This window comes from Nonomuraea composti, assembly GCF_012034275.1.
Taxonomy (GTDB): domain Bacteria; phylum Actinomycetota; class Actinomycetes; order Streptosporangiales; family Streptosporangiaceae; genus Nonomuraea; species Nonomuraea composti.
The window spans coordinates 1-22081 of the sequence record NZ_JAATEP010000034.1 but is presented as its reverse complement, the minus strand read 5'-3'; the positions used below and the strand labels follow the sequence as shown (position 1 = coordinate 22081).

Sequence of the window (22081 nt, the reverse complement as noted above, 5' to 3'; positions counted from 1 at the left end):
TGGATCAGTTCTGGTGGAGCTGTATGCGGCCGACGGGCAGGTCCGGGCGCTCCACGATGTGTCCCACGGTCTGGCGATAGTCCCGGGCGAGACCCGCAGCCACGTCCGCCTCGAAGAAGCAGGGGTTGTAGGTGACCGTACCGCCGGTCCGTGCGCGGTTCACCGAGATGGAGGGCGCCCCACGCTTCATCCACAGCTCCAGGTCGCCGGCCGGGGGCATGAGAGGACCGTTCGCAGCGGCGCCAGTGGGGCAGAACATGTCCGGACGGCTGATGAAGAGAACGCCGACCCGGTCGTCCTCCTGGAACCTCGGCGGGTCCGCCTGGAACCAGGAGTCGAAGAGGTGGAGGAACGGCCAGGGCCGCTCCTTCTCGAAATCCGGGTGGACGGCGCGCGCGATGCGTTTGAAGGACCACCCTCTGGTCGTCTCGCGCTTGAGGCGCGCATGGGTTTCCGTCACGACGTCACGCAGGGGAACGTCCGCCCGCGCTGCGGACAGGAGGTACACATTGGTGGTGAACTGCCCCATGGACCGGGCGGCCCCGTCCATCTTTCCCCGGGCCAGGGTGACGGTGCCGATGCGCAGGCCGTCGAGGCCCGTGCGCAGTCGCAGACAAACTTGATAGGCGGCGAGAAGCACGACGAACGGGGTGGTTCTCAACTGCCAGGCCAGGCGCCGTACTCCGGTGGAGATGCCGTCCTCGAAGGAAAAGGCATACGAGGTCTCCGCGACCATGTCGGCGCCGGAACGTTCGCCGCGTTGTGCCCTGGTGGGAAACAGGTTTCCGGGGCGAGCCAGACCGAGGTCCGCCGTCCGGCGGTCTCCTGTGGTGGAATCCTGCGCGATGCGTTGAAGCTCCGCCAATTCGCGGAACGTGACTGCCGTGGAGACTTCTGGAGTGGCCGGGCCTGTCCGGGCCGCCTGGGAAAGGTCGCCTCGCCGGATGCCGTAACTCCTCATCAGGTCGCTGAAGAAGACGCTGAGGGACCGTCCGTCGCAGACGAGGTGAGAGAAGCCGGCCACGACAAGGTGCCGTTCCGGCGCGAGGCGCACGAGGCGGACGGACCACAGTGGCGCCTCGCGGAAATCGAAGACCTGCGCGGATGATTCCTGTATCAACCGCGCGACCGGTGCCAGCTGCTTCTCCTCCGAGAGATCCGAGAGGTCGACGAACGACACCACCGGCCGCACATCGTGCCGGATCCGCAGTAGCGGGTCCGGGCCCAGTTCGGCGAACTCGATCCGGAGAGCATCGTGTCGCCCCGCGACATCGTCGATGGCGTCGTACAACGACTCCAGCTGGACCGGTCCCTCCAGCAACCTGAAGTCGCAGACGTTGAACCGCTCGGCACCTGGATCGTCGGGCGAGAAGTAGTGGATGAATTCCCAGATCGCTTCCTGGCTCGGAGCGAGCGGAAGCAACTCCGCGTCGGAGCGCACAGATTCTTCCTGCATCGTGTTTCCTCCGGTCGGATCCCGAAAGGATCAGGCTGCGGCCACCGTGCTCAGGGCTGTCATCACGGTGTCCAGGGGAACAGCCACCAGGGGATGACCGCTGGCGGCCAGGACCGGTTCGGCGACGCCTTTCAGCAGCACCATCGGCACCTCGTCGGGAGCGCACTGAACATATCCCCGCTTGTTGTCCGCCGCGAGCACCTGGCGCATTCGCGCGAAGTCCAAGCCGCCCAGCCGCGAGCGGGGGTCCGGCAGCCCCAGGTGGGACACGATCTCGCGGTGATGGGCCACCTCGGCCTCGTCCATGTATCCGAGCGATCTGCTGACCTCCGCCGCGACGAGCATCCCCCAGGCCACCGCTTCGCCGTGGCGGATGACTCCCTTGGAGACGAACTCGACGGTGTGGCCCGCTGTATGCCCGTACTCGAAAATGAGCGCTTCCTTACGTTCCTTCGGATCGGCACGCAGCAGCGGCTCCTTGGTGTCGATCCCGATGCGCATGAGGCTCAACAGCGCGTCCGGCGCGGCTTCTTCGCCGAGCCGGCCGAGGGAGCGCAGCAGCAAGGTCTCGTGCTCAGGGGTGGCGATCAGCACGTTCTTCACCATTTCCGCCAGCCCGTTGACCAAGCCGCTACGTGGTCCCGTCGTCAGCCATTCGAGATCGCATGCGATGGCGGTCGGGCGCGCATAGCAACCACAGAGGTTCTTTCCCCGGGGCAGGTTGACCGCTTGCTTGAGCGACAGCACCGAGTCGAAGGCGGCCACGGATGTCGTGGGCAGGTGGGCGAAGCGGACTCCCCGGTAGATGAGGGAGGCGGCGAGGCCGGCGATGTTCCCGGTCAGTCCACCGCCCATCGCGAGGAAGAAGGATTCCCGCGTGAGTCGCCGGTCGATCGCGAAATCGATCACGGACTGCACGGCACCGAGTGTCTTGTTACGCTCCTCGGCGTCGAGGAAGTACACGTGCATGGTCATGTACTCGCAAAGGCGGCCGACGATGTCCTCGGCGAACTTCGCCACCGCCCGGTCGGCTACCAGCAGGCCCGCGTCAGCGTTCTTGAACTCGGCGGCGAGTGCGTTGACGAGATCATCCGCACAGCCGAAACCGTAATAATAGGGAATGGGTTCGTCACCCACAACGACACTACGCTCGAACACGGGCCGTCCCGATTCCTTCCGTGATCACGTATTCCGACTTGTCCGCTGAGGAGCCGCTGACCCAGAGGCCGGGCGGCGGTTCCGGTGCCGCGACGGCGGCTCCGAGGCCGAATGACATCTCGACCGCACAACAGACTGTTCTTCCGGGAGTCCGGGATCGCCGGAGGGTGGGCGGCACACTACGGCCTGGCGATATTGCGGACCTTGATGCGGGCGTATTCGAGGAGCCCCCAGTAGCCGTACTCCGTGCCCATGCCGGAGGACCGGTAACCGCCGAACGGCGCCTCGGCCCGCAGCACTCCATGGGTGTTGATCCAGACCGTCCCGCAGTCGAGCCCTGTGGCCACCGACACGGCGTGCTCCTCGTCGCCCCAGACGGAGCCGCCGAGGCCGAACTCGGTGCCGTTGGCCCGGCCCACGGCCTCCTCCACCGTGTCGTAGGCGAACACCGGCAGCACGGGGGCGAACTGCTCCTCCGCTTCCAGCCGGGTGCCGCGGGGCAGACCGGTCACCACCGTCGGCGTAAGGAAGTGGCCCGGCAGGTCCGGTGTCCGGGAGCCTGGGATGACCCGCGCGCCGGCGGCACGGGCCTCCGCGACCAGGGCCGTCGCCCGATCGAGCTGGGCCCGGCTGACCAGCGGGCCGTACTCGGTGCCTGTTAACAGCCCGTCGCCCAGCCGGGCGGTGGCCGCCAGATCGGCCAGGGCCGAGGTGAGCTGATCGGCATCGGACGCGTGGACGTAGATCCGTTTGATCGCGGCGCAGAACTGGCCGTTGTTCACCATGGCGGCGGCGAAGATGCGGGGCGCGAGCGCGGTGACGTCGGCGCCCGGCAGGATGAGGCAGGCGTCATTGCCGCCGAGCTCAAGGACGACACGCTTGAAGTTGTCCGCGGCGGAGCGTGCGATCGCCCGGCCGGCCGGCACCGACCCGGTGAACGAGACCAGGCCGATCTGCGGATGCTCGGTCAGCGCCGCCCCGGTGGCAGGACCGCCGCAGACCGAATTGCAGACCCCGGCGGGGAGCACCTCGCCGAGCAGCTCCGTCATCCGCAGGCTGGCCAGCGGCGTGACCTCGGAGGACTTCAGGACGACGGTGTTGCCGGCCAGCAGAGCCGGAGCGACCTTGGTGACCGCCAGGATCAGCGGAAAATTCGACGGCGCCACCGCCGCGACCGCCCCGTAAGGGACGTGCTCCATGGATATCAGGGCTCCGGGCTCGTTGACCAGGTCCTCGCCGGGCAGCGCGAGGGCGGCGGTGTGCCCGAACCAGTCGGCGGCCAGAGCGGCCTCGCCGCGCGCGTCGGCGAGCGGCTTGCCCTGTTCGAGCGTCAGCAGCCGGGCGAGCTCGTCGACGTGCCGGTGCAGCAGCGTGCGGCAGTCCCGCAGCAGCCGGGCCCGCTCGGCGAACGACAGGGCCGACCAGCCGGGGAAGGCGGCGACGGCTGCGTCCACCGCACGATCGACGTCCTGCGTCGAGGCGGCCGGCGCGCGCGCGAACTCCTTCGCCCAGGCCGGGTTCTCGACAGGCAGCGTCGCCGCCCCGCGGGTGACCCGACCACCGATGGTCATGCCGACGTCCACGTCTACCTCCCTGCTTCGCCTCGGTACCGGTGGTGCCTAGACCGGTGCACAGCCGGGAGACCGGTGCGCAGCCGGGGAGACCGGTGCGCAGCCGGGAGACCGGTACACAGCCGGGCGGCCGGTTTCGAGTCTTGGTCAGGTCCGGTCCGGCGGGCAGCCCCACTTTGCGGTATGGCCGTTGGTACAGCCTCCTGGGCGCCCATCCGCGCCTTGGCGGGCCAGGGCGCCCAGCGGCATCGTTGCCCATGCTCCGCGCGCGCCGCTGGCCAGGACCGAAAGAGGGACAGGATGGATTTCGCGGGACGGCTCAAGCGAGACCTGGTCGGCCGCGCCGAAGCGCGTTTCGTCTATCTGAACAACTTCGAGGTGGAGCGCAGTTGGTCCGTCGGTGAGCCCAAGCTGCCAGGGGCCGGCATCGCTTTCGCCGGTGTCACGGTCAACCGGATGGAGGAGATGGGGGTCCTGCTCGCAGAGGCGGAGGACACGGTCGTCCTCAAGGCACCCATGGACCAGGAGTACGCCGCCTATCTGTCCAGGGTCGGCGCGGCCGTCGGGCAGGTGGTGTGGGCGGAGAGCAGCGAGCCTACGCGTACCGTCACCGAGGACGCGCTGGCGTCCCCGCAGCTGATCGAGACGCTCCGGGGTCTCGCGGACGGGAACACCTATCTGATGCCGCTTGGGGCCTCGCCCGCCGAGGAGCGCCTGGCGGCGCGCACCGGACTGCCCTTGGCCGGCCCGGGCGCGGAGGTCTGCAAGGCGGTCAACGGCAAGGTCTACAGCCGCCGGCTGGCCGATGCCGCCGGACTGACCGTCGTGCCGGGCGAGGTCTGCGAGACCGTCGGCGAGCTGTCCGGCGCCCTCGCGCGGCAACTCGCCCGTGCCGGCCGGGCGGTGGTGAAGGAATCGTACGGGGTATCCGGTCGCGGCATGGTCCTGGTACCGGACGAGCGGACGGCGGCACGACTGGTGCGCCGGCTCGGCCGACGCGGCGAGCAGAGCCGGGCCGACCTCGTGGTCGAGTCCTGGATCGAGCGCGCGGAGGACCTCAACTACCAGTTCATCGTGAGTAGATCGGGTGACGTCCGGTTCGAGACGGTGAAGGCCGCGGTGCTGCGGAACGGGGTGCACCAGGGCCACCGCTTCCCGGTGGACCTGCCCGCGGCGACGACGGCCGAACTCCACCGAGCCGCGGGGCTGATCGGCCGGCAGCTGCACGCCGACGGGTATGCCGGACTGGTCGGTGTGGACGCCCTGCTCGGCCCAGACGGCACGCTGTACCCCTGTCTGGAGATCAACGCCCGTTTCAACATGTCGACCTACCAGAACCGTATCGCCGAGCGGTTCATCCCCGAGGGGCGGCATGGGATCGCGGCAACGATCGAGCTGAGACCGTCCCGGGTCCACGGCTTCGGCGAGGTCGCCGACGCCCTCGGAGATGTGCTCTTCGACGGTAGCGGGACCTCGGGTGTGCTGGTCAACAACTTCGCCACGCTCAACGCGGCGGCCGTCGCCGGAGGGCCTTTCCGCGGCCGGATATACGTGGTCTGCGTGGCCGAAAGCCCGGACGAGGCGCTGTCCCTGCGGGCCGAGTCCGAGCTGAGACTGAGGAAGCTGGCGGAGTCCTGAGAGGGCATGGCGGTTCAGGTGTCTCGCCAGGTTGGGTGGTTCGTCGGGTGAGGTGGTCGCTCAACGCGATGCGGATCATGGCGGCGGAGATTCCGATGGGCGAAACGCCGCGTTGAGCCTCAGGGCTGCGACGAATGCGACACGCAAGAAGGAGATGCAATGGGTCGACCGACATCAGGCTTCACGCATGCCGAGTACACCAGGCTTGTCGACGAGGAGAAATACCCGGATACCCCTTTGGTTCCGCTCGACGAACCCTTCGTCAATTCTTCGGGACGGATCCTGAACGTCCTTCTTAAAAGGTTCACCTCGGCGGCCTGGATCGAGAGCAACGCCGGTTCCCTACGGGCTAACCATTACCACAAGACCGACTGGCATTATTCGTTCGTCGTCTCCGGCACCGTGGTGTACGGGTGGCGGCCGTCCGGCAGCACCGCGCTGCCAGAGGTGTCCGAATTCCACGCCGGACAGTTGTTCTTCACGCCGCCGATGGTCGAGCATGTCATGTACTTCCCGGTACCGACGACTTTCATGACTTTCGCGCGCAACCTGCGGGACCACGTGTCCCACGAGAGTGATGTGGTGCGGGTCGACCCGCTCTTCTCGGTGGTGTGGTCGGAAACAGCAGGTGCGTTCACCTACAAGATCAACGATCCCGATCGGCGGTCCTCGCCCCCCGGGGGCCCGCTTTCATGAGTGTGATTGCCCATCGCCGGGTCTGCGCCCTGTGTGGGAGCGACACCGCCGACAACATCGTCTTGTCCCTGCCGCCGACACCCTGTGCCAACGAATTCCTCGAGCGGCCCGCCCGGCAGGACGTCTTCCCGCTCGACCTGCAACTCTGTGCCGCCGCCGACTGCGGGCACCTGCAACTCGAGGCGGTCGTCGACCCGACGCGCCTGTTCGACGACTACGTCTACGTCTCCGGGACCTCGCCTGTCTTCGTCGCCCACTTCGCCGAATACGCCCGCCAGGCGGCAGAGACGGCAGGACTGGGCCCGGACTCACTCGTCGTCGACATCGGCTCCAACGACGGCACGCTTCTGGCCCGATTTCTCGAGAATGGCATGACCCGGGTCCATGGCGTGGAGCCGGCCGGCAAGATCGCCGCCGCCGCGGTCGCCCGCGGCATTCCCACGACCAACGCTTACTTCGACCGGCGGGTTGCTCAGGCGCTGCGTGCCGAGCTCGGTCCGGCTCAACTCGTGACGGCGAACAACGTCTTCGCCCATATCGCGGATCTGGAGCACACGGCTCTGAGCGTCGGTGACCTGCTCGCACCGCACGGCGTCTTCGTTTTCGAGGTGTCCTACCTTCTCGACGTCGTGGAGCAGGGATTGTTCGACACCATCTACCACGAGCACCTCTCCTACCATGCTGTTCGTCCTCTCATCGGATTCTTCGCCCGCTTGGGCATGACCCTGTTCGATGTACGGCGGGTTCGCGCTCACGGCGGATCGATCAGGGTGTACGTTTCAGCCGAGCCACGACCGGTGAGTGCCCGGGTCGCGGAACTGGTGGAGTTGGAAATCTCGGCGGGACTCTTCCTGCCCGAGACCTACTCCGTCCTCCGGAAACGCATCGCCGCGCGCGCCTCCGAGCTCCGTGCGCACCTGGCCGCCCTGCGTAGCGAAGGAGCTCGTTTCTGCGGGTACGGAGCTCCAGCGAAACTCACCACGATGATGTACGCCCTCGAACTGGACCGCGACGACCTCGAGTTCGTCGTCGATGACAGTCCTCTCAAGCGCGGGTTGTACACCCCCGGCACCCACCTTCCCGTCGTCGGTTCCGACCGCCTGGCGGCGGTGTCCGGCAAGGGATTCTGGTGCGTCGTGTTCGCGTGGAACTTCTACGACTCGATCGTGGCCCGCCACAGCGACTGGGCGGGCGATTGGATCAACCCCCAGGTCCGTGCACTCACCGGCTGACGAGCACTGGAGTGGCAACCGATGGCATACCTACTTGAGGACGACATCCGGGAACTCGTTTCGGCACTGGGTGACCATGTGCATCTGTTCACCGGACGTCGGGTGCTGATCACCGGGGCGAACGGTTTCCTGGGCCGCTACCTCGTCGCGGTCTTCCGCCACCTGAACACCACGATCCTCGCGGAACCCTGCCAGGTGACGGCTCTGGACAACTGCCTGACCTCCGGCGAGCCGGACGGGATGCAGGATGACCCGTACATCACCTTCGTCGAGCATGATGTGTCTGAACCCTTCGAGTTGTCCGGCGGCGTCGACTACATCGTCCACGCAGCCGGCATCGCGAGCCCCCACTACTACCGCAAGTTCCCGTTGGAGACCATGGACGTCTCCAGCCGAGGGCTCCGTAGGATGTTGGAGCTGGCGCAGGTGCACGGGGCGAAACTGCTTTTCATGTCGTCCTCCGAAATCTACGGCGACCCGGACGCGCAGCACGTCCCGACCGGCGAGGACTACAACGGCAACGTCTCCTGCCTCGGCCCGCGAAGCTGCTACGACGAATCCAAGCGTTTCGGGGAAACGCTGCTGCGAGTCTTCCACGAGAACTACGGCGTGGAGGCCGTCATCGTGCGGCCGTTCAACATCTACGGACCGGGTTTGCAGCGCACCGACTATCGGGTCATGCCGAACATCGCCGAATGCTTGGTGGCCGGTCGGGTGGTCAACATCTACGGCTCCGGCCGCCAGACACGCACCTTTTGTTACGTCACCGACGCCATCAGAGGCGTGCTTTTGGCGCTGCTGCACGGCCGCTCGGGCGAGGCGTACAACGTCGGCTCGGCGACGCCGGAAATTTCGATGATCGATCTGGTCGCCGCGGTGCGCGAGCAGATCCCGATGTCCGGCCTGCGGTACCAGATCGTCGACTACCCCCACTCTTACCCGGCCAGCGAGCCGATGCGGCGCTGCCCCGACCTGACCAAGGCCTATCAGCATCTGGGATATGAGCCATACGTCGAATTCACCGACGGACTGCGCAGATTCTTCGGCTGGGCGCAGGACGCCTACCGGTGAACGCTGCCGAGCAGCTTCGGATCGGCTTGATCGGCACGGGACGGTGGGGATCGCGGTACCTCGCCACTATCGGCCGACTGTGGCCGGAATCGGAAGTGGTGATCTCTGACACGGCGGGCCGCGGCGGACCAGGACCACCCGGCCCGGTGCGGTGGCCGACGCCGGCGGCACTGGTGGCATCGGCTCGAGTGGACGGCGTCATCGTGGCCTCGCCGGCATCGACCCATGAGCCCGTTGTGACCGCCATCCTGAACCGGGGAATCCCGGTCCTGGTGGAGAAGCCATTGACGGCCGACCTGCTCGGCACGGTACGTCTGTGCTCCCACGCCCGGCGCAGCGGCACACCCATGCTCGTCGGTCATCAGCACCTGCGTGCCCCGGCATATCAGGAGCTTCGCCGGCTCATCCGCGGTCGTGCCATCAAAGAGATCCGTTGTGTTGCCGGCGGGAACGGCCCGATCCGGGCCGACTGCAACGCGCTGTGGGACTACGGCCCCCACGACCTCGCCATGGTGCTCGATCTCGTGCGTGCCGCCCCGATGACGGTCCAGCACGCACAATGCCGGGTTCGCGGGCCGGGCAGTGAGGAATGGACCGCTGACCTTCGTGCGGGCGCCACCGCGGTGCGCCTCGAACTGTCCAACACGGTAGAGGAGAAGACACACCGGCTGTCGGTCACCACCGCCGACGGAGATTCTCTCGTGTATGACGACTTCGCCGGCCATCGGCTGCGAGTCAACGGCGTACCGGTCGAGGTGTCCGATGAGTTGCCGCTGGACCGCCAGGTCCGGCAGTTCATCGCCCTGGCCCGGGGAGCTCCGGGCGGCAAGGACCTGGACGAGCTTGACCTCGCCGTGGCGATCGCCCAGGCACTGCAGGACATCAGTGACGCGGCAGTGCTCAGTTCGCGGTCCCGACGGTGACGCCGACCGCGCCGTTATCCGAATCAAGAGGGAAGAGCCATGGCAGCAGGCACACACCCGTCCGCCGCGACGGGTAACGCGTGGAACCTCCGTGCCGCCGCGGCGTCCGTGGTGGAGCGTCCGGCTCAACGCCCCGTTCGGGTTGCGGGTCTGGCCGGATACGTCGATCCGCTTGGCGTGCGACCGGGACAGGTCTTGCGTATCCATCTGAACGCACCGGCGGCATACAAGATCGCTGTGGGTGAGCTCGGCCACAAGGCACTGGTGCAGCCGGAGCCGGACGACGACGGCGACCGCGCGGACGTGCGGTGGCTGGCGTCGCTCGCCTCGGCCGGCGCCGCCCGGCACGACGTCCATCCAGGGTCGTACGCGTGGATGGACGACCCCGGCATCGACCGACCGGCCACGATCTCCGCGTGGGTCCGGCTCGGCGCTCTGCCCGCCACGACGGAGACATCCAGCTGGGCCGCGATCATCAGCCAGATGGACTACCCAGACCGGTGCAGCTGGGCCTTGGGGGTCGACGCCGACGGCAGGCCCCGCTGTTACGCGGGTAACGGGGCTCGTCATGACCGCGTCTTCTGGTGTTTCGCCGAGGTGAGTTTGCGGCGACGGTTGGACGAGTGGGTCCACCTCACCGCGACGATCGACGACGACCGGGTGCGCCTGTGGGTGGACGGTACGGTCGCCGGCGAAGGCCGCGCCGCCCGTCCGGCACGGCAGGGCGGAGCCACCGGTCAACCCCTCCGGATCGGCGCCGCGGGCGAGAGCGGCGTAGCGGATCACCTCCTCGATGGTGACGTGAGCGATGTGGCGCTGTTCTCCCGGCCTCTGAACGCTGACGAAGTCTTGGCGCTGACGAAGAATCGAGCGACGGCTCCCCTCGTCGAAGTGGGGCGGGAGTCGCTGGTCGCCCATTGGCCGCTCCGCGAAAGGAGGGGCACGCACATCCAGGACGTCAGCGGGAACGGCCTCACCGGCGTCCTGGTCAACGCACCCGTCCTCAATCTCCCCGGCCCGCCTTCCTCCCCCGCCGCAGGCCGGGCCGGCTACGACCCGGACGCCGATCCCCGGCGTGGCGGCTGTATCCGGTTCTCCTCCGACGACTTGGTCGACTGCGAGTGGCCCGCGGCAGCCGAACTCGTCGTCCCGGACGATGCGGACAGCGGTACCTACTACGTCCGGGTGACCTTGGCCGGCGCCGACGATCCGGTGGAGCTGCCGTTCGTCGTGGTGCGGCTGACGCCGCGACGCCCCCGGTCGGTAGCCCTGCTCTTCGCGACGTTCACGTGGACCGCCTACGCCCGCCGAGCCACCGACGGCGTACACGTCCCGGGGCTCATGTCCTCGGCATACACCCGGAACGCAGGCGGACGGTTGTTCTTCAACCTTGGTATGCGAATGCCGCTTCCGCGCGTCCAGCCGTTCCGGCACCGGACGCACTTGCGCGACGCGACGCTCCACCAGCACCTGGTGCGGCCGGAGCGCCAGACCGAGGCGTGGCTCGCCGAGGAGGGATACGCCTACGAATGCATCACCGACGCTGAACTCGACGCCGAGCCGGCCCTGCTCGACCGGTTCGCGGCTCTGATGATCGTCGGCCATAACGAATACTGGACCGACCGCATGCGCGACGGTGTCGAAACCTACTTGCGCGGCGGCGGAAAGGTGCTCTGCCTCAGCGGCAACACGGCCTTCTGGCGGGTCACTTATGACCCGCGGACGAGGGTCCTCGAGACCCGCAAGACCTCCCTGGGCGATGGCCTGGACGATGCCTGGCTGCCACCCGAACGGTGGGCAGAACGCTGGCATACCGACGGTCACCCCGGCGGCCAGTGGTCCCACCTGGGCCGACCGCCGAGCGAACTGCTCGGGCTGGAGTCGCTCGGGTGGATCGACAGCGGCGACGAGACGGCCTACGCACCCTTCACCATCTGTGCGCCCGACCACTTCCTCATGCAGGAACCGGAAAAGGTTCCGCTGGAGGATGGTGCGTTCATCGGCACCCGGTCGCACGACGGGCCGGCGGTCAGTGGCTACGAAATGGACGGGCTGCCGCAGGCACTGGGCAAACCGGCCCTCGATCCCGAAGGGCTCACCATTCTTGGGCACGCCGACCATGGCCCACGCTTCGTCACCCATTGGGGCGTGCAGGCCGGTTACGGAGCCGACCTGATCCTGTGGGAACGCCCGGCCGGCGGAATCGTCTTCAACGCCGGAGCCACCAACTACCCCGGAGCGCTCGCGGCCGATCCCGGCATCCAGACATTGACCCGCAACGTCCTGCACTACATGGGGGTCGGGCATCGCGGCCCACGCCAGCCGTCGGAGAAACGTCGACTTCAGGAGGATGTGTGTCCACAGTAGAGTATGAACGCGGGATCTCGGTCGTCGTCCCCGTCAAGGGCCGGGTACCGCAGATGCGTGCGCAGCTGGCCTCGCTGCGCGCGGCCATGGATCGCAGCCCCGAGCCCGCGGAGGTGCTCGTCGTCGACGACTCCGAACCGGCCGATGCTGCGAGTCACCAGCTCAACTGCCGGGAGTTCGGCGCGAGGTACGTGACCGGTCCCCGCCACGTCGGCGCGAAACGCAACCTGGGCGTGGCGCAGGCCCGATACGACCTCATTCTGTTCACGGACTCCGACTGCAGGGTTCCCCCGGAGATTCTCGAACGCCACGTGAAGACGCTGCGCGGCGCGGACCCCTCCGTAGGTGGTGTCGCGGGTCCGACCTTCGTGGAGCACAGTGAGGCGCCGACGTACCGGTTCATGCGCTGGTCCAAGTTGCTCAACGACGACCTGGAACGTCCTCGGCGGCGGGCGACGGTCACCTGGGCGACGACGACCAACCTGGCGGTGCGCCGGAAGGCTTTCGAAGAGGTCGGTGGCTTTCCCTCGGAAAGTCTCACGATCGTCGGTGGCGAGGACGTCGACCTCGGCATCAAGATGTCCGATGCCGGCTACACAACCGTGTGCGACCCGGAGACGGTGGTCATCCACGACCACGCCAGCACGGACTCCCTCGCCACGGCCTGCCGACGACTCTTCACCTACGGGCGCTCCGAACAATGGCTGTGCACGATCCACCCGAGCCACAGGCGCCCCGTCTTGAACGCCTTCACTCTGGCGACGGCGGCCGCAGCGGTGGGAATCGCGCTCGTTCCGCGCTACGGCGGTCGCAGCCTACTCGCGGTGCCGATGGCCCTGGGTCTCGTGGCCGGAGCGCGTGCCCGGCGGCTGCGCGGTACGGATCGGTCGGCTCGAGCCGCCGCGGAGACGTTCGCGTGCGCTTCGGTAGACCTGCTGTTCGACCTTGGTGGCTTCGTCGCCGCGTTCGAACTTCGCCGCCCCGGCATGTTGTTCACCGGTCTGCGGCCGGCCGACGCCGACTGAGGTCTTGGCGAGTGCGGCGACCGGCAGCCACTGACGGCGCAACCCGGGCATCGCCATCCCGACGGCGACGACCCGCCCACCGGCCCGTCCCGGCGAGCCCGCACGACCAACTCCCGCCACACCGCGTCACGAACCTGCGTGCCGGTGGAGATTGACCAGGCGGCGGAGGTTGAGGGCGGCGGCGCGGTGGTGGAGCCAGCGGCCGTTGGCGGCGGTGCCGCGGTAGCGCAGGCGGCGGTTGCCGCGGGCGGCCAGCCAGGCCACGGCCCGTTCGGCCATGGGCCGCCAGCGCCGGTAGTCATCCTGCCAGGCGGGATCGGTGGCGGCCTGCCGACGGGCGGCGGTCTGCAGGTCGTGGTGCGGGCGGATGGTGAGCACGCGGCCGGTCTTGGCGGTGGTGCACCGATCACGCAGCGGGCAGGTGGCGCACAGCCCGGTCAAGGTGGCGCGGCGCTGCTGGCCACGGCCCCCGGTCGCGGCCAGCGGGACGGTATGCCCGGCAGGGCAGGTGACCGTGCGGCGGTGGTGTCGATGACGAAGTCGTCCAGCATGAACCCGCCGATCACGGCTGGTTTGAGCGCGGGCGGCTTGATCAGCAGCCGGTGCCCGGCCGCGGTGAGGACGGCGCGCAGCTCGGCGGCGGCATAAGCGGCATCGGCCAGGATCTGCAGCGGTCCGCGCTCGGCGGTGAGCAGACCGGATGATGAGCGGAGGTTGCAGAGCGGGAGCAAGCGGGTGTCCGTAGGAATAGAACCGGCCCGTGGAGTGTCTCTATCTCCGCGTCCAGGAGCGCTTCACCTGGTTCCCCAGCTTCGTGCCGAAAGGCCGGGAAGGGAAAGTTGTGCCCCGGCAGACCCAGTACCACAAGAACCCGGAAGCTGTTTCGCGGCTCGACCCGGAGCAGTACCGCGTGACCCAGCAGGACGGCACCGAGCGCCCGTTCGCCAACGCCTACTGGGACAACCACGAGCCCGGCATCTACGTCGACGTCGTGTCCGGCGAGCCGCTGTTCGCGTCGGTCGACAAGTACGACAGCCACTCCGGCTGGCCGAGCTTCACCAAGCCGATCACCGGGCCGATCACCGGGCCGATCAGCGGGCCGATCGCCGAGCCGATCACCACGCCGAACGTCGTCGAGCGTAAGGACTTCAGCCACGGGATGGTCCGGGTGGAGGTCCGCTCGTTGCACGGGGACAGCCACCTCGGGCACGTCTTCGACGACGGTCCTGCCGACAGGGGCGGGCTGCGCTACTGCATCAACTCCGCGTCGTTGCGGTTCATCCACCTCGATGACCTGGAGCAGGAGGGGTACGGGGAATACCGCACCCTGTTCGCGAGCGACACCGACAAGTAAGGGGACGACGTGACCACCGAAAAGGCGATTCTCGCCGGCGGCTGCTTCTGGGGCATGGAGGAGTTGTTCCGCCACCAGCCCGGCGTCGTGTCCACGCGCGTCGGCTACAGCGGCGGCGACGTCCCGAACGCCACCTACCGCAACCACGGCACCCACGCGGAGTCCATCGAGGTCGTCTACGACCCCGACAAGACCAGTTTCCGCGCGCTGCTCGAGTTCTTCTTCCAGGTGCACGACCCCTCGACGAAGAACCGCCAGGGCAACGACATCGGCACCAGCTACCGCTCGGCGATCTTCTACACCAGCGACGAGCAGAAGCGGGTGGCCGAGGAGACCATCGCCGACGTCGACGCTTCGGGCCTGTGGCCCGGCAAGGTCGTCACCGAGGTCACCCCGGCGGGCGACTTCTGGGAGGCCGAGCCCGAGCATCAGGACTACTTGCAGAAGTACCCCAACGGGTACACCTGCCATTTCCCCCGCCCCGGGTGGAAGCTCCCGAAGCGGGAAACGGCCTGATATTTCCGGCGCGCGGACTCCGAGTCCGCGCGCCGGCGCGTATCCGAAACGTGGCCGGCAGAGCTTCCCGGGAAACGTGACGGCCAAAGCTCTCCGGGAACGTGGCCGGCAGAGCTCCGGTTCGTGACCACCCGCGGGCGACTGCTGGAACGGGCGCGTCGCCCTCGTCCCGCGGCGCCCGCCACGATTCGCGCCGACCCCGATCCCCTCTACGGTGCCGTGGTGCCGTGGCGAGCTCGTCGCTGTTCGGCCGCCGCATGCCGGTGGCGATGCTCCCTGAGGACGCCGCTTCCCCGTGGACCGCCAGGCCGGCGACGACTCTGGCCTCCGAGACCGCTGCCCAGTACCGCTCCGCCGATCATTCAAGCCAGCTCCCCGCCTCGCCAACATGTAGATGGTACGGTCTAGATTTAGATGAGAAATCTAAAGGACCGGGGAGCCCTCATGGACGACGCGGACGAGCACCTCATCCAGGAGGCCGAGAAGATCGCCGTCGCCCTGGGCCGGATGTTCCCCGGCCTGTGCGAGGTGGTCCTGCACGACCTGCGCAACCCCCGGCACGCCATCCGCGTGATCGAGAACAACCTGTCGGGCCGCCAGGTCGGCGACTCGGTGACCGAGCTGGGGCTGGCCCGCATCGCCGACCCCGGCTACCCCAGCGTGATCCAGAACTATCCGAACCGGTTCCCCGACGGGCGGCCCGCGAAGAGCACGTCCATCGGGATCAAGAACGCCGCCGGCGACTACGTGGCGGCCCTGTGCCTGAATCTCGACGTGTCCCTGTTGTCGCCCGTCACGCTCGCCCTGGCGAACCTGGTTGCCACGGAGCCCGACCATCGCGACGAGCCCTTGGAGACGTTGCGCGACCGCAACGCCCGCGAGCTGCGCCGCGTGGTCGATGCCATGGCCGCCGAGCGTGCCGCCGCTCCACGGTCGCTGAGCAAGGAGGACAAGCGGGCGCTCGTACGGCGGCTGCACCAGGACGGCTGGTTCGACTTCCGCGACGCCGCGCAGACCATCGCGGACCTGCTCGGCGTGTCCAGGGCGACCGTCTACAACTACACCAAGAAGGACCGGACCGGCCCATGAGCCGTTCGCCGTCCAGGTCGAGCAGGTGCCGCCAAACTGGAGCGGTCGAGGCGCACGCCGTCGCCGCCCCCGGCTGAGACCACCCCCGCCGTTTCTTCCGACGTGAGGAGCCCCATGGTCACCGTCTCGTTCGACGACGTGCAAGCCGCCGCCGCGCGGCTCGACGGCGTCGCCCGCCGCACGCCCGTCCTGACCTCCCGCACCCTGAACGCGCTCGTCGGCGCCGAGGTGTTCATCAAGTGCGAGAACTTCCAGCGTGTCGGCGCCTTCAAGTTCCGCGGCGCCTACAACGCCGCCGCGCAGCTCTCCCCGGAGCAGCTGGCCAGGGGCATCGCCGCGTACTCCTCCGGCAATCACGCCCAGGCGACCGCCCTGGCCGCGCGCGAGCTGGGCTCGCGTGCCGTCATCCTGATGCCCGAGGACGCGCCCCGCTCCAAGGCGGAGGCCACCATCGGGTACGGCGCGGAGGTCGTCACCTACGACCGCTACACGCAGGACCGCACCGCGCTCGGCCGGGCCCTGGCCGAGGAGCGCGGCCTGGCTCTCATCCCGCCCTACGACCACCCGCACGTCATCGCCGGGCAGGGCACCGCCGCCCTGGAGCTGCTCAAGGAGACCGGCGCGCTCGACGCGCTGATCGTGCCCGTCGGTGGCGGCGGCCTCATCGCCGGCAGCGCCGTCGCGGCCAAGGCGCTGCACCCCGCGATCCAGGTCGTCGGCGTGGAGCCGGCGGAGGGCGACGACACCAAGCGCTCGCTGGAGAGCGGGGAACGCGTCTCCATCCCCGTGCCGCGGACGATCGCCGACGGCCAGGCCCTGCCCACCCCGGGCGAGCTCACCTTCCCCGTCAACCGGCGCCTGGTCGACGCCATCGCCCTGGTCAGCGACGAGGAGATCGTGGAGGCCATGCGGTTGGCGTTCGAACGCCTGAAGATCGTCCTGGAGCCCAGCGGCGCCAGCGCCCTGGCCGCCCTCCTGGCCGGGCACGTCCCGGGCCCGCCGCGGCGCGTCGGCGTGATCGCCTCCGGCGGCAACATCGACACCCGCAGGTTCACCGAGCTCACCGGCCGCTGACGCCGAACCACGCGGGGACGGCGCCCGCCCGGCGGGCTAACGCGTGCCGGGGCCGAGCCACGTGGTCAGCGCGGTCCGGAGCGCGTCCAGGTCCGGCCGCTGCCCGGCGCGGGTGACCCAGGCGACATGCCCGTCCGGGCGGATGAGCACGGCGTCCAGCTCGGAGCCGCCGGCAGGACGGGCGCGGACGAGGTCGACCCGGCCCGCCCAGCCGGTCACGGCGCCGTCGAGCGCCGGCAGATCGCCGAGATCCAGCAGGACGGCACGGGCGTGGTGCAGGAGATCGTGGACGCGGCCCCGGTCGAGGTCGAGGTCCGGCATGCGGCGGCCGAGGAGGTCGCCGGTCCCGTCCATCGGGTACCGGAGGTCGGTCGCGGTGATCATGCCGGCCAGGCGGAGCCGTACCTCGTCGATGCCGATGAGATCGTCCAGCACCTCGCGCAGCGCGGAGGTGTGCTCGTCCACCCGCCAGAGCGCGGTCTGGGCGCGGGTGTTGTGCAGGACGCGGGCCGCGACCGGGTGCCGTTCGGCGTGGTAGGTGTCGAGCAGCGAGTCGGGGGCGTGGCCGTGGGCGACGGCGGCGAGCTTCCAGCCGAGGTTGACCGCGTCCTGCACGCCGGTGTTCAGGCCCTGGCCGCCCGCCGGGAAGTGGACGTGCGCGGCGTCGCCGGCCAGCAGCACCCGGCCCTCGCGGTAGCGGTCGGCCTGGCGGGCCGCGTCGCCGTGGCGGGAGCGCCAGTGCGGCGAGTGCATGCCGAAGTCCGTGCCGGCGATGGTGAGCATGGCCTTGCGGAGGGTTTCCAGGGTCATCGGCTCGTCCCGGTCGGCGACGTGGCCGAACTCCTCGCACGCCGGCATCAGCTCCGTCGGCCCCGCCCCGGCGATCACCACCTGGGTGTCGGTCATCGTTCCACTCCTTGATCAAGTTGAAAAGGGCCGCTACCGGCTGATGCGGCGCGGAGCCGTCAGCGCGAGGAGCTTGTCCGGGTTGCGGACGACGTAGAAGTGGGTGATCTTCCCGTCGCCGATCTCGAGCAGGCAGACGCCGGCCAGGCGATCGCCGTCGTAGGCGGCCAGCGCGGGCGCGTGGTTGCAGGTGATCATTTCGACGCGCGAGCCTGGCACCCGTCCCGCGCGGAACAGCTCCATGACGAGCGCGGCCACGTTCCGCGCGCCCACCACCGGCCGGCGCGCCGCGGTGACCTTGCCGCCGCCGTCGGCGGTCCAGGTGGCGTCCGGCGCGAGCAGCGCGAGCAGCCCCGCCATGTCGCCGGTCGCCGCCGCGGCCATGAACTGCTCCGTGACGCGCGTGGTCGTGCCGGCGTCGACGGGGCCGAAGCGTCTGCGCCGCGCCTGCACGTGCCCGCGGGCGCGGTGCGCCATCTGGCGCACCGTCACCACGGACCTGCCGACCGCCGACGCGATCTCGTCGTAGTCGAACCCGAACACCTCGCGCAGCACGAACACCGCGCGCTCGTCGGGGGTGAGCGTTTCGAGCAGGACGAGCATCGCCATCGACACCGACTCGGCGAGCACCACGTCGGCGGACGCGTCGTCCTCCGCCAGCAGCAGCGGCTCGGGCAGCCACGAGCCGACGTAGTCCTCGCGGCGGCGGGTGCTCGCCCGCAAGGCGTTGAGCGCCTGCCGGGTCACCAGCCGCGCCAGGTACGACCGGGTGTCGCGCACCGTCGCGAGATCCACCGCGGCCCACCGCAGGTAGCTGTCCTGCAGCACGTCGTCGGACTCGGTCGCGGAGCCGAGGATCTCGTACACGATGGTGAACAGCAGCGGCCGCAGCACGGTGAAGCGCTCGGCGTGCTCGTCGGTGCCGCTCATGCCGAGATGGCCGGGGCGGAGGCGGGTGTCTCGGGGCGCGGGCCGCCCTTGGGCCAGCTCATGGAGCCGGGCTTGCGCGCCTCGCCGCGGATCCGCTTGGACACCACGAACCTGCACGTCACCTCCTTGATGAGGGCACCCGCGCGGCCGGGGATGTAGACGTTCACCGCCTTGTCGTCCTTGCCGGCGATCTGCCGGATGCCGGCGTGCCGGCCGAGGCTGACGCACGCGCCGGTGAAGGCCAGGTCGATCGCCGCCGGCTCGGTGCCCGCGATGCGGCTCAGCACGGTGTCGGCGGCCTGCGCGCCGAGCGGCCCCGCGGCGTAGCCGCTCATCCGCAGCGGCCGGCCCGACGGTGCGGCGGCGTCGCCCGCCGCGACGACGCGCTCGTCGTCCACGCTGGTCAGCGTCTCGTCGGTGAGCAGCCGGCCGAGCGCGTCGGTACGCAGCCCGCTCGCCGCCGCCAGCTCCGGCAGCCCGAAACCGACCGTCCAGATGGTCAGCGCGCTCGGGCGCACCCCGCCATCGTCCAGCACGATCGCCTCCGGCCGCACCTCGGTCACCGTGACGCCCTCCAGCACGGTGACACCGTGGCGGGCCAGCCACTTGGCGACGTACCGGCGTCCCCCTGAGCTCAGGTAGGGCGCCAGGGTCCGGCCGCACACCAGCGTGACCTGGCGCCCCCGCTCCGCCAGCTCGGCGGCCGTCTCGACGCCGGTCAGCCCGCCGCCGACCACGGTGACGGCAGCGCCGGGCGGCAGCTCGTCCAGCCGGGCGCGCAGCCGCCGCGCGGACTCCAGGTCCGCGAGGGGCCAGGCGTGCTCGGCCGCGCCCGGCACCGAGGGGACCGCGCCGGTGCTGCCGACCGCGTAGATGACGTAGTCGTAGTCCAGCGCGCCGCCCGACGCCAGCAGCACCCGGCGGGCGGCGGTGTCGATGCGGGTCGCGCTGTCCACGACCAGCTCGACGCCCTCGCCGAGCAGCGTGCCGTAGTCGATCGTGGCCTGTCCGGTACGGGCCACGAACTGGTGCAGCCGGATGCGTTCGACGAACTCCGGCCGCGGATTGACCAGCGTGACGGCGACGTCGTCGCGCACGCGCAGCCGGTTGGCCGCCAGCGTCCCGGCATAGCCGCCACCGATGACCACGACCTTGTGGGAGGTGTTGTGTCCTGTCATGCCCCCAAGACACCGGTCATCGCGGTCGCGTGACAGGACGCGCGGTGACGTCCGTCACAGGCGGGCGGTCGCGACCAGGGTGACGGCGGTCAGGGCGGAGAGCAGGATCCACGCGGGCGCGAAGCCGCCGGTCAGGTCCGTGAGCAGGCCCAGCACGAGGGGCGCCAGGACGATCGCCACCTGGTTGACCGCCATGGCCAGGCCGAGGGCGAACCCGGTGTGGTCCGGCGGCGCCGACTCGGCCGCGTAGGTGATCCAGGGGCCGTACCAGCCGATCCCGAAGAAGCCGAGCCAGACGAAGAGCAGGCAGGCCGCGACGGGGGAGCGGCCGAGCGGGGTCGTCAGCGCCAGCATCCCGATGATCACGGCGATCAGGCAGGTCAGGACGCAGGCGTAGCGGCCCGCGGCGTGGCGGTCGCTCCAGGCGGCCAGGCAGACGCGGCCCAGCGCGCCCGCGCACTGGACGCCGACGTACACCAGGGCCGCCACGGCGGCGCTCAGTGACGTCACCTCGTGCAGGTGCAGGACGGTGAGGACGCCCAGGCCGCTGTGCACCGACACCATGCTCGTCCCGGACAGGACGATCTTCTTCATGTACGGCTCGCGCAGCAGCTCCAGCCGCACGCGGGACGCCGCCGGCACGGGACGCCGGTCCGGCGGGCGGCGGTAGAGGGTCATGAAGGCGACCGCGCCCGCCAGGGCGATGACCGCGCCGGCCAGCACCGTCGACCGCCAGCCGTAGGCCGCCGCCATCGCGGGCAGCACGAAGGCGGCCAGGGCGCCGCCGAGCGGGAGCCCCGCCTGTCGGATGCCCATGGCCAGCCCGCGCTGCGAGGCGCCGAACCACGACGCCACCGACTTGCTGCCGCCCGGCTGGATCGTGCTGTACCCGGCGCCGACGATCAGCAGGACGGCCAGCAGCGACAGGTATCCCGGGGCCACCCCGGCCAGGGCGAGCGCGGCGGCGACCACGAGAGCGCCGATCCCGACGACCCAGCGTTCGTCGTGGCGGTCCAGCAGCCGGCCCGCCACGAGCAGCCCGGCCAGGGGGAGGAGCTGGGAGGCTGACAGCAGCAGGCCCAGCTGGGTCGTGTTCAGCTCCAGGTCGCGTTGGAGGTGAACGCTCATCGCGCCGATGCCCTGCACGAAGAACCCGGTCGCGGCCTGGGTGAAGGTGGCGACACCCAGGATGACCCAGCGATATCGCGCGGTTCGCGTCATGCCGTCCAGGCTGTTGTAATGAGCTTGTGCACCTCAACCCTTACGGCGCGGATGTGGTGAACTTCGCCGCCGAGCTGGCGAACCACCCGCCACAGAGCGCCGACGAGCTCGCCGGCCGCTGCCGCGCGGCCGGTCTCGTGCTGGAACGCCCCGTCGAGCCGGACGACCTCGGCCGGACCCTCGCCGTCATCGACGCCTGGACGCGGGTCGTCGACGCCACGGGCGAGCACGAACGGGCCAAGCTGGTCAACGAGATGCTGGCCCGGTCGGCCGCCTATCCCCGGATGACCGACCACGCCCACGGCTGGCACCTGCACTATCGCGACGACGACCAGCCGCTCGGCGCGGTGCTGTTCGCGCTGATCTCCGTGGGCACGGCGCTGCACCTCGTCAGCCGCGGCATGGACCGGCTCGGCCGCTGTGCCGCCGCCGACTGCGAGACCATCTTCGCCGACACCTCGCGCACGGCGCGGCAGCGTTACTGCTCCCACCCGTGCGCCAACCGCGACGCGGTCCGCCGCCACCGCGCCCGCCGTTCCCCACCCTGAGGGGCGGGGAACGACGGACGGGCCGTCGTCCTAGCCCTGGGGCTCCTCCGCCGGGCAGCGGTTGCCCGTGACGGGGGTGGCCGGCGAGATGAGGTCCGGCGCGCTCGAAGATGCGGCCCTTGGCGGCG

At 69.7% G+C, this 22081-nt stretch carries 21 protein-coding genes; 12 read left to right on the top strand and 9 right to left on the bottom strand.

Annotated features, from left to right (window positions below; translation table 11 throughout):
• Positions 1-4 precede the first annotated feature (4 nt).
• From HCN51_RS37175 to HCN51_RS37165, 3 genes are all read right to left on the bottom strand, one after another.
• The gene (locus tag HCN51_RS37175) at positions 5-1441 is read right to left on the bottom strand and encodes a condensation domain-containing protein (protein ID WP_168016353.1); all 1437 of its coding nucleotides are present in this window, start codon (positions 1439-1441) and stop codon (positions 5-7) included.
• Positions 1442-1486: 45 nt separating this feature from the next.
• Positions 1487-2614, bottom strand: a complete 1128-nt coding sequence (locus tag HCN51_RS37170; RefSeq protein ID WP_168016351.1) for a 3-dehydroquinate synthase family protein — start codon at positions 2612-2614, stop codon at positions 1487-1489.
• A 179-nt stretch (positions 2615-2793) separates the two neighbouring features.
• Positions 2794-4197: an aldehyde dehydrogenase family protein gene (locus HCN51_RS37165; RefSeq protein ID WP_206068329.1), complete on the bottom strand. Its 1404-nt coding sequence runs from the start codon at positions 4195-4197 to the stop codon at positions 2794-2796.
• A gap of 288 nt (positions 4198-4485) precedes the next feature.
• Between HCN51_RS37165 and HCN51_RS37160 the strand changes: the two genes are divergently transcribed.
• From HCN51_RS37160 to HCN51_RS37130, 7 genes are all read left to right on the top strand, one after another.
• Positions 4486-5823, top strand: a complete 1338-nt coding sequence (locus tag HCN51_RS37160; RefSeq protein ID WP_168016349.1) for a preATP grasp domain-containing protein — start codon at positions 4486-4488, stop codon at positions 5821-5823.
• A 159-nt stretch (positions 5824-5982) separates the two neighbouring features.
• The gene (locus tag HCN51_RS37155; protein WP_168016347.1) at positions 5983-6519 is read left to right on the top strand and encodes a cupin domain-containing protein; all 537 of its coding nucleotides are present in this window, start codon (positions 5983-5985) and stop codon (positions 6517-6519) included.
• Complete coding sequence (locus tag HCN51_RS37150; RefSeq protein ID WP_168016345.1) at positions 6516-7751, top strand: class I SAM-dependent methyltransferase; 1236 nt, start codon at positions 6516-6518, stop codon at positions 7749-7751. Before HCN51_RS37155 ends, HCN51_RS37150 begins: the two co-directional genes overlap by 4 nt.
• A 21-nt stretch (positions 7752-7772) precedes the next feature.
• A complete protein-coding gene (locus tag HCN51_RS37145) occupies positions 7773-8822 on the top strand; it encodes an NAD-dependent epimerase/dehydratase family protein (protein WP_168016343.1) in 1050 nt (349 codons plus the stop codon).
• Positions 8819-9745, top strand: coding sequence for a Gfo/Idh/MocA family oxidoreductase (locus HCN51_RS37140; RefSeq protein WP_168016341.1), 927 nt, complete (start codon positions 8819-8821; stop codon positions 9743-9745). The genes HCN51_RS37145 and HCN51_RS37140 overlap by 4 nt, the downstream gene beginning before the upstream one ends.
• A gap of 39 nt (positions 9746-9784) precedes the next feature.
• The gene (locus HCN51_RS37135; protein WP_168016339.1) at positions 9785-12112 is read left to right on the top strand and encodes a LamG domain-containing protein; all 2328 of its coding nucleotides are present in this window, start codon (positions 9785-9787) and stop codon (positions 12110-12112) included.
• Positions 12100-13137: a glycosyltransferase gene (locus HCN51_RS37130; RefSeq protein ID WP_168016337.1), complete on the top strand. Its 1038-nt coding sequence runs from the start codon at positions 12100-12102 to the stop codon at positions 13135-13137. Before HCN51_RS37135 ends, HCN51_RS37130 begins: the two co-directional genes overlap by 13 nt.
• A 126-nt stretch (positions 13138-13263) precedes the next feature.
• Here the strand turns inward: HCN51_RS37130 and HCN51_RS60215 are convergent, their stop codons facing one another.
• Both HCN51_RS60215 and HCN51_RS60210 read right to left on the bottom strand, forming a co-directional pair.
• Positions 13264-13620, bottom strand: a complete 357-nt coding sequence (locus tag HCN51_RS60215; RefSeq protein ID WP_240973659.1) for a transposase — start codon at positions 13618-13620, stop codon at positions 13264-13266.
• Entirely contained in the window at positions 13575-13868 is a 294-nt protein-coding gene (locus HCN51_RS60210) for a hypothetical protein (protein ID WP_240973655.1), read from the bottom strand. Before HCN51_RS60210 ends, HCN51_RS60215 begins: the two co-directional genes overlap by 46 nt.
• Positions 13869-13897: 29 nt before the next feature.
• On the opposite strand from HCN51_RS60210, the gene msrB reads away from it, so the two are divergent.
• The 4 genes from msrB (at position 13898) to HCN51_RS37105 (ending at position 17170) form a co-directional block, all read left to right on the top strand.
• Entirely contained in the window at positions 13898-14491 is a 594-nt protein-coding gene (msrB, locus tag HCN51_RS37120) for a peptide-methionine (R)-S-oxide reductase (protein ID WP_428981564.1), read from the top strand.
• A gap of 9 nt (positions 14492-14500) precedes the next feature.
• Positions 14501-15007: a peptide-methionine (S)-S-oxide reductase MsrA gene (gene msrA / locus HCN51_RS37115; RefSeq protein WP_168016335.1), complete on the top strand. Its 507-nt coding sequence runs from the start codon at positions 14501-14503 to the stop codon at positions 15005-15007.
• Positions 15008-15451: 444 nt separating this feature from the next.
• The gene (locus HCN51_RS37110; RefSeq protein ID WP_206068328.1) at positions 15452-16096 is read left to right on the top strand and encodes a helix-turn-helix transcriptional regulator; all 645 of its coding nucleotides are present in this window, start codon (positions 15452-15454) and stop codon (positions 16094-16096) included.
• 114 nt (positions 16097-16210) lie between these two features.
• Entirely contained in the window at positions 16211-17170 is a 960-nt protein-coding gene (locus HCN51_RS37105) for a threo-3-hydroxy-L-aspartate ammonia-lyase (RefSeq protein ID WP_168016331.1), read from the top strand.
• 36 nt (positions 17171-17206) lie between these two features.
• Here the strand turns inward: HCN51_RS37105 and HCN51_RS37100 are convergent, their stop codons facing one another.
• From HCN51_RS37100 to HCN51_RS37085, 4 genes are read right to left on the bottom strand one after another with little or no spacing between them, the layout of a single operon-like run.
• Entirely contained in the window at positions 17207-18076 is an 870-nt protein-coding gene (locus HCN51_RS37100; protein WP_168016329.1) for an FAD-dependent monooxygenase, read from the bottom strand.
• A gap of 33 nt (positions 18077-18109) precedes the next feature.
• The gene (gene sigJ / locus HCN51_RS37095; protein WP_168016327.1) at positions 18110-19006 is read right to left on the bottom strand and encodes an RNA polymerase sigma factor SigJ; all 897 of its coding nucleotides are present in this window, start codon (positions 19004-19006) and stop codon (positions 18110-18112) included.
• Positions 19003-20184 (bottom strand): NAD(P)/FAD-dependent oxidoreductase, encoded by a 1182-nt coding sequence (locus HCN51_RS37090; RefSeq protein ID WP_168016325.1) that lies wholly within the window; start codon positions 20182-20184, stop codon positions 19003-19005. The genes sigJ and HCN51_RS37090 overlap by 4 nt, the downstream gene beginning before the upstream one ends.
• Before the next feature lie 54 nt (positions 20185-20238).
• Positions 20239-21405: an MFS transporter gene (locus HCN51_RS37085; RefSeq protein ID WP_168016323.1), complete on the bottom strand. Its 1167-nt coding sequence runs from the start codon at positions 21403-21405 to the stop codon at positions 20239-20241.
• Between the two features lie 26 nt (positions 21406-21431).
• Between HCN51_RS37085 and HCN51_RS37080 the strand changes: the two genes are divergently transcribed.
• Positions 21432-21953, top strand: a complete 522-nt coding sequence (locus tag HCN51_RS37080; RefSeq protein ID WP_168016321.1) for a CGNR zinc finger domain-containing protein — start codon at positions 21432-21434, stop codon at positions 21951-21953.
• Positions 21954-22081: the final 128 nt, after the last annotated feature.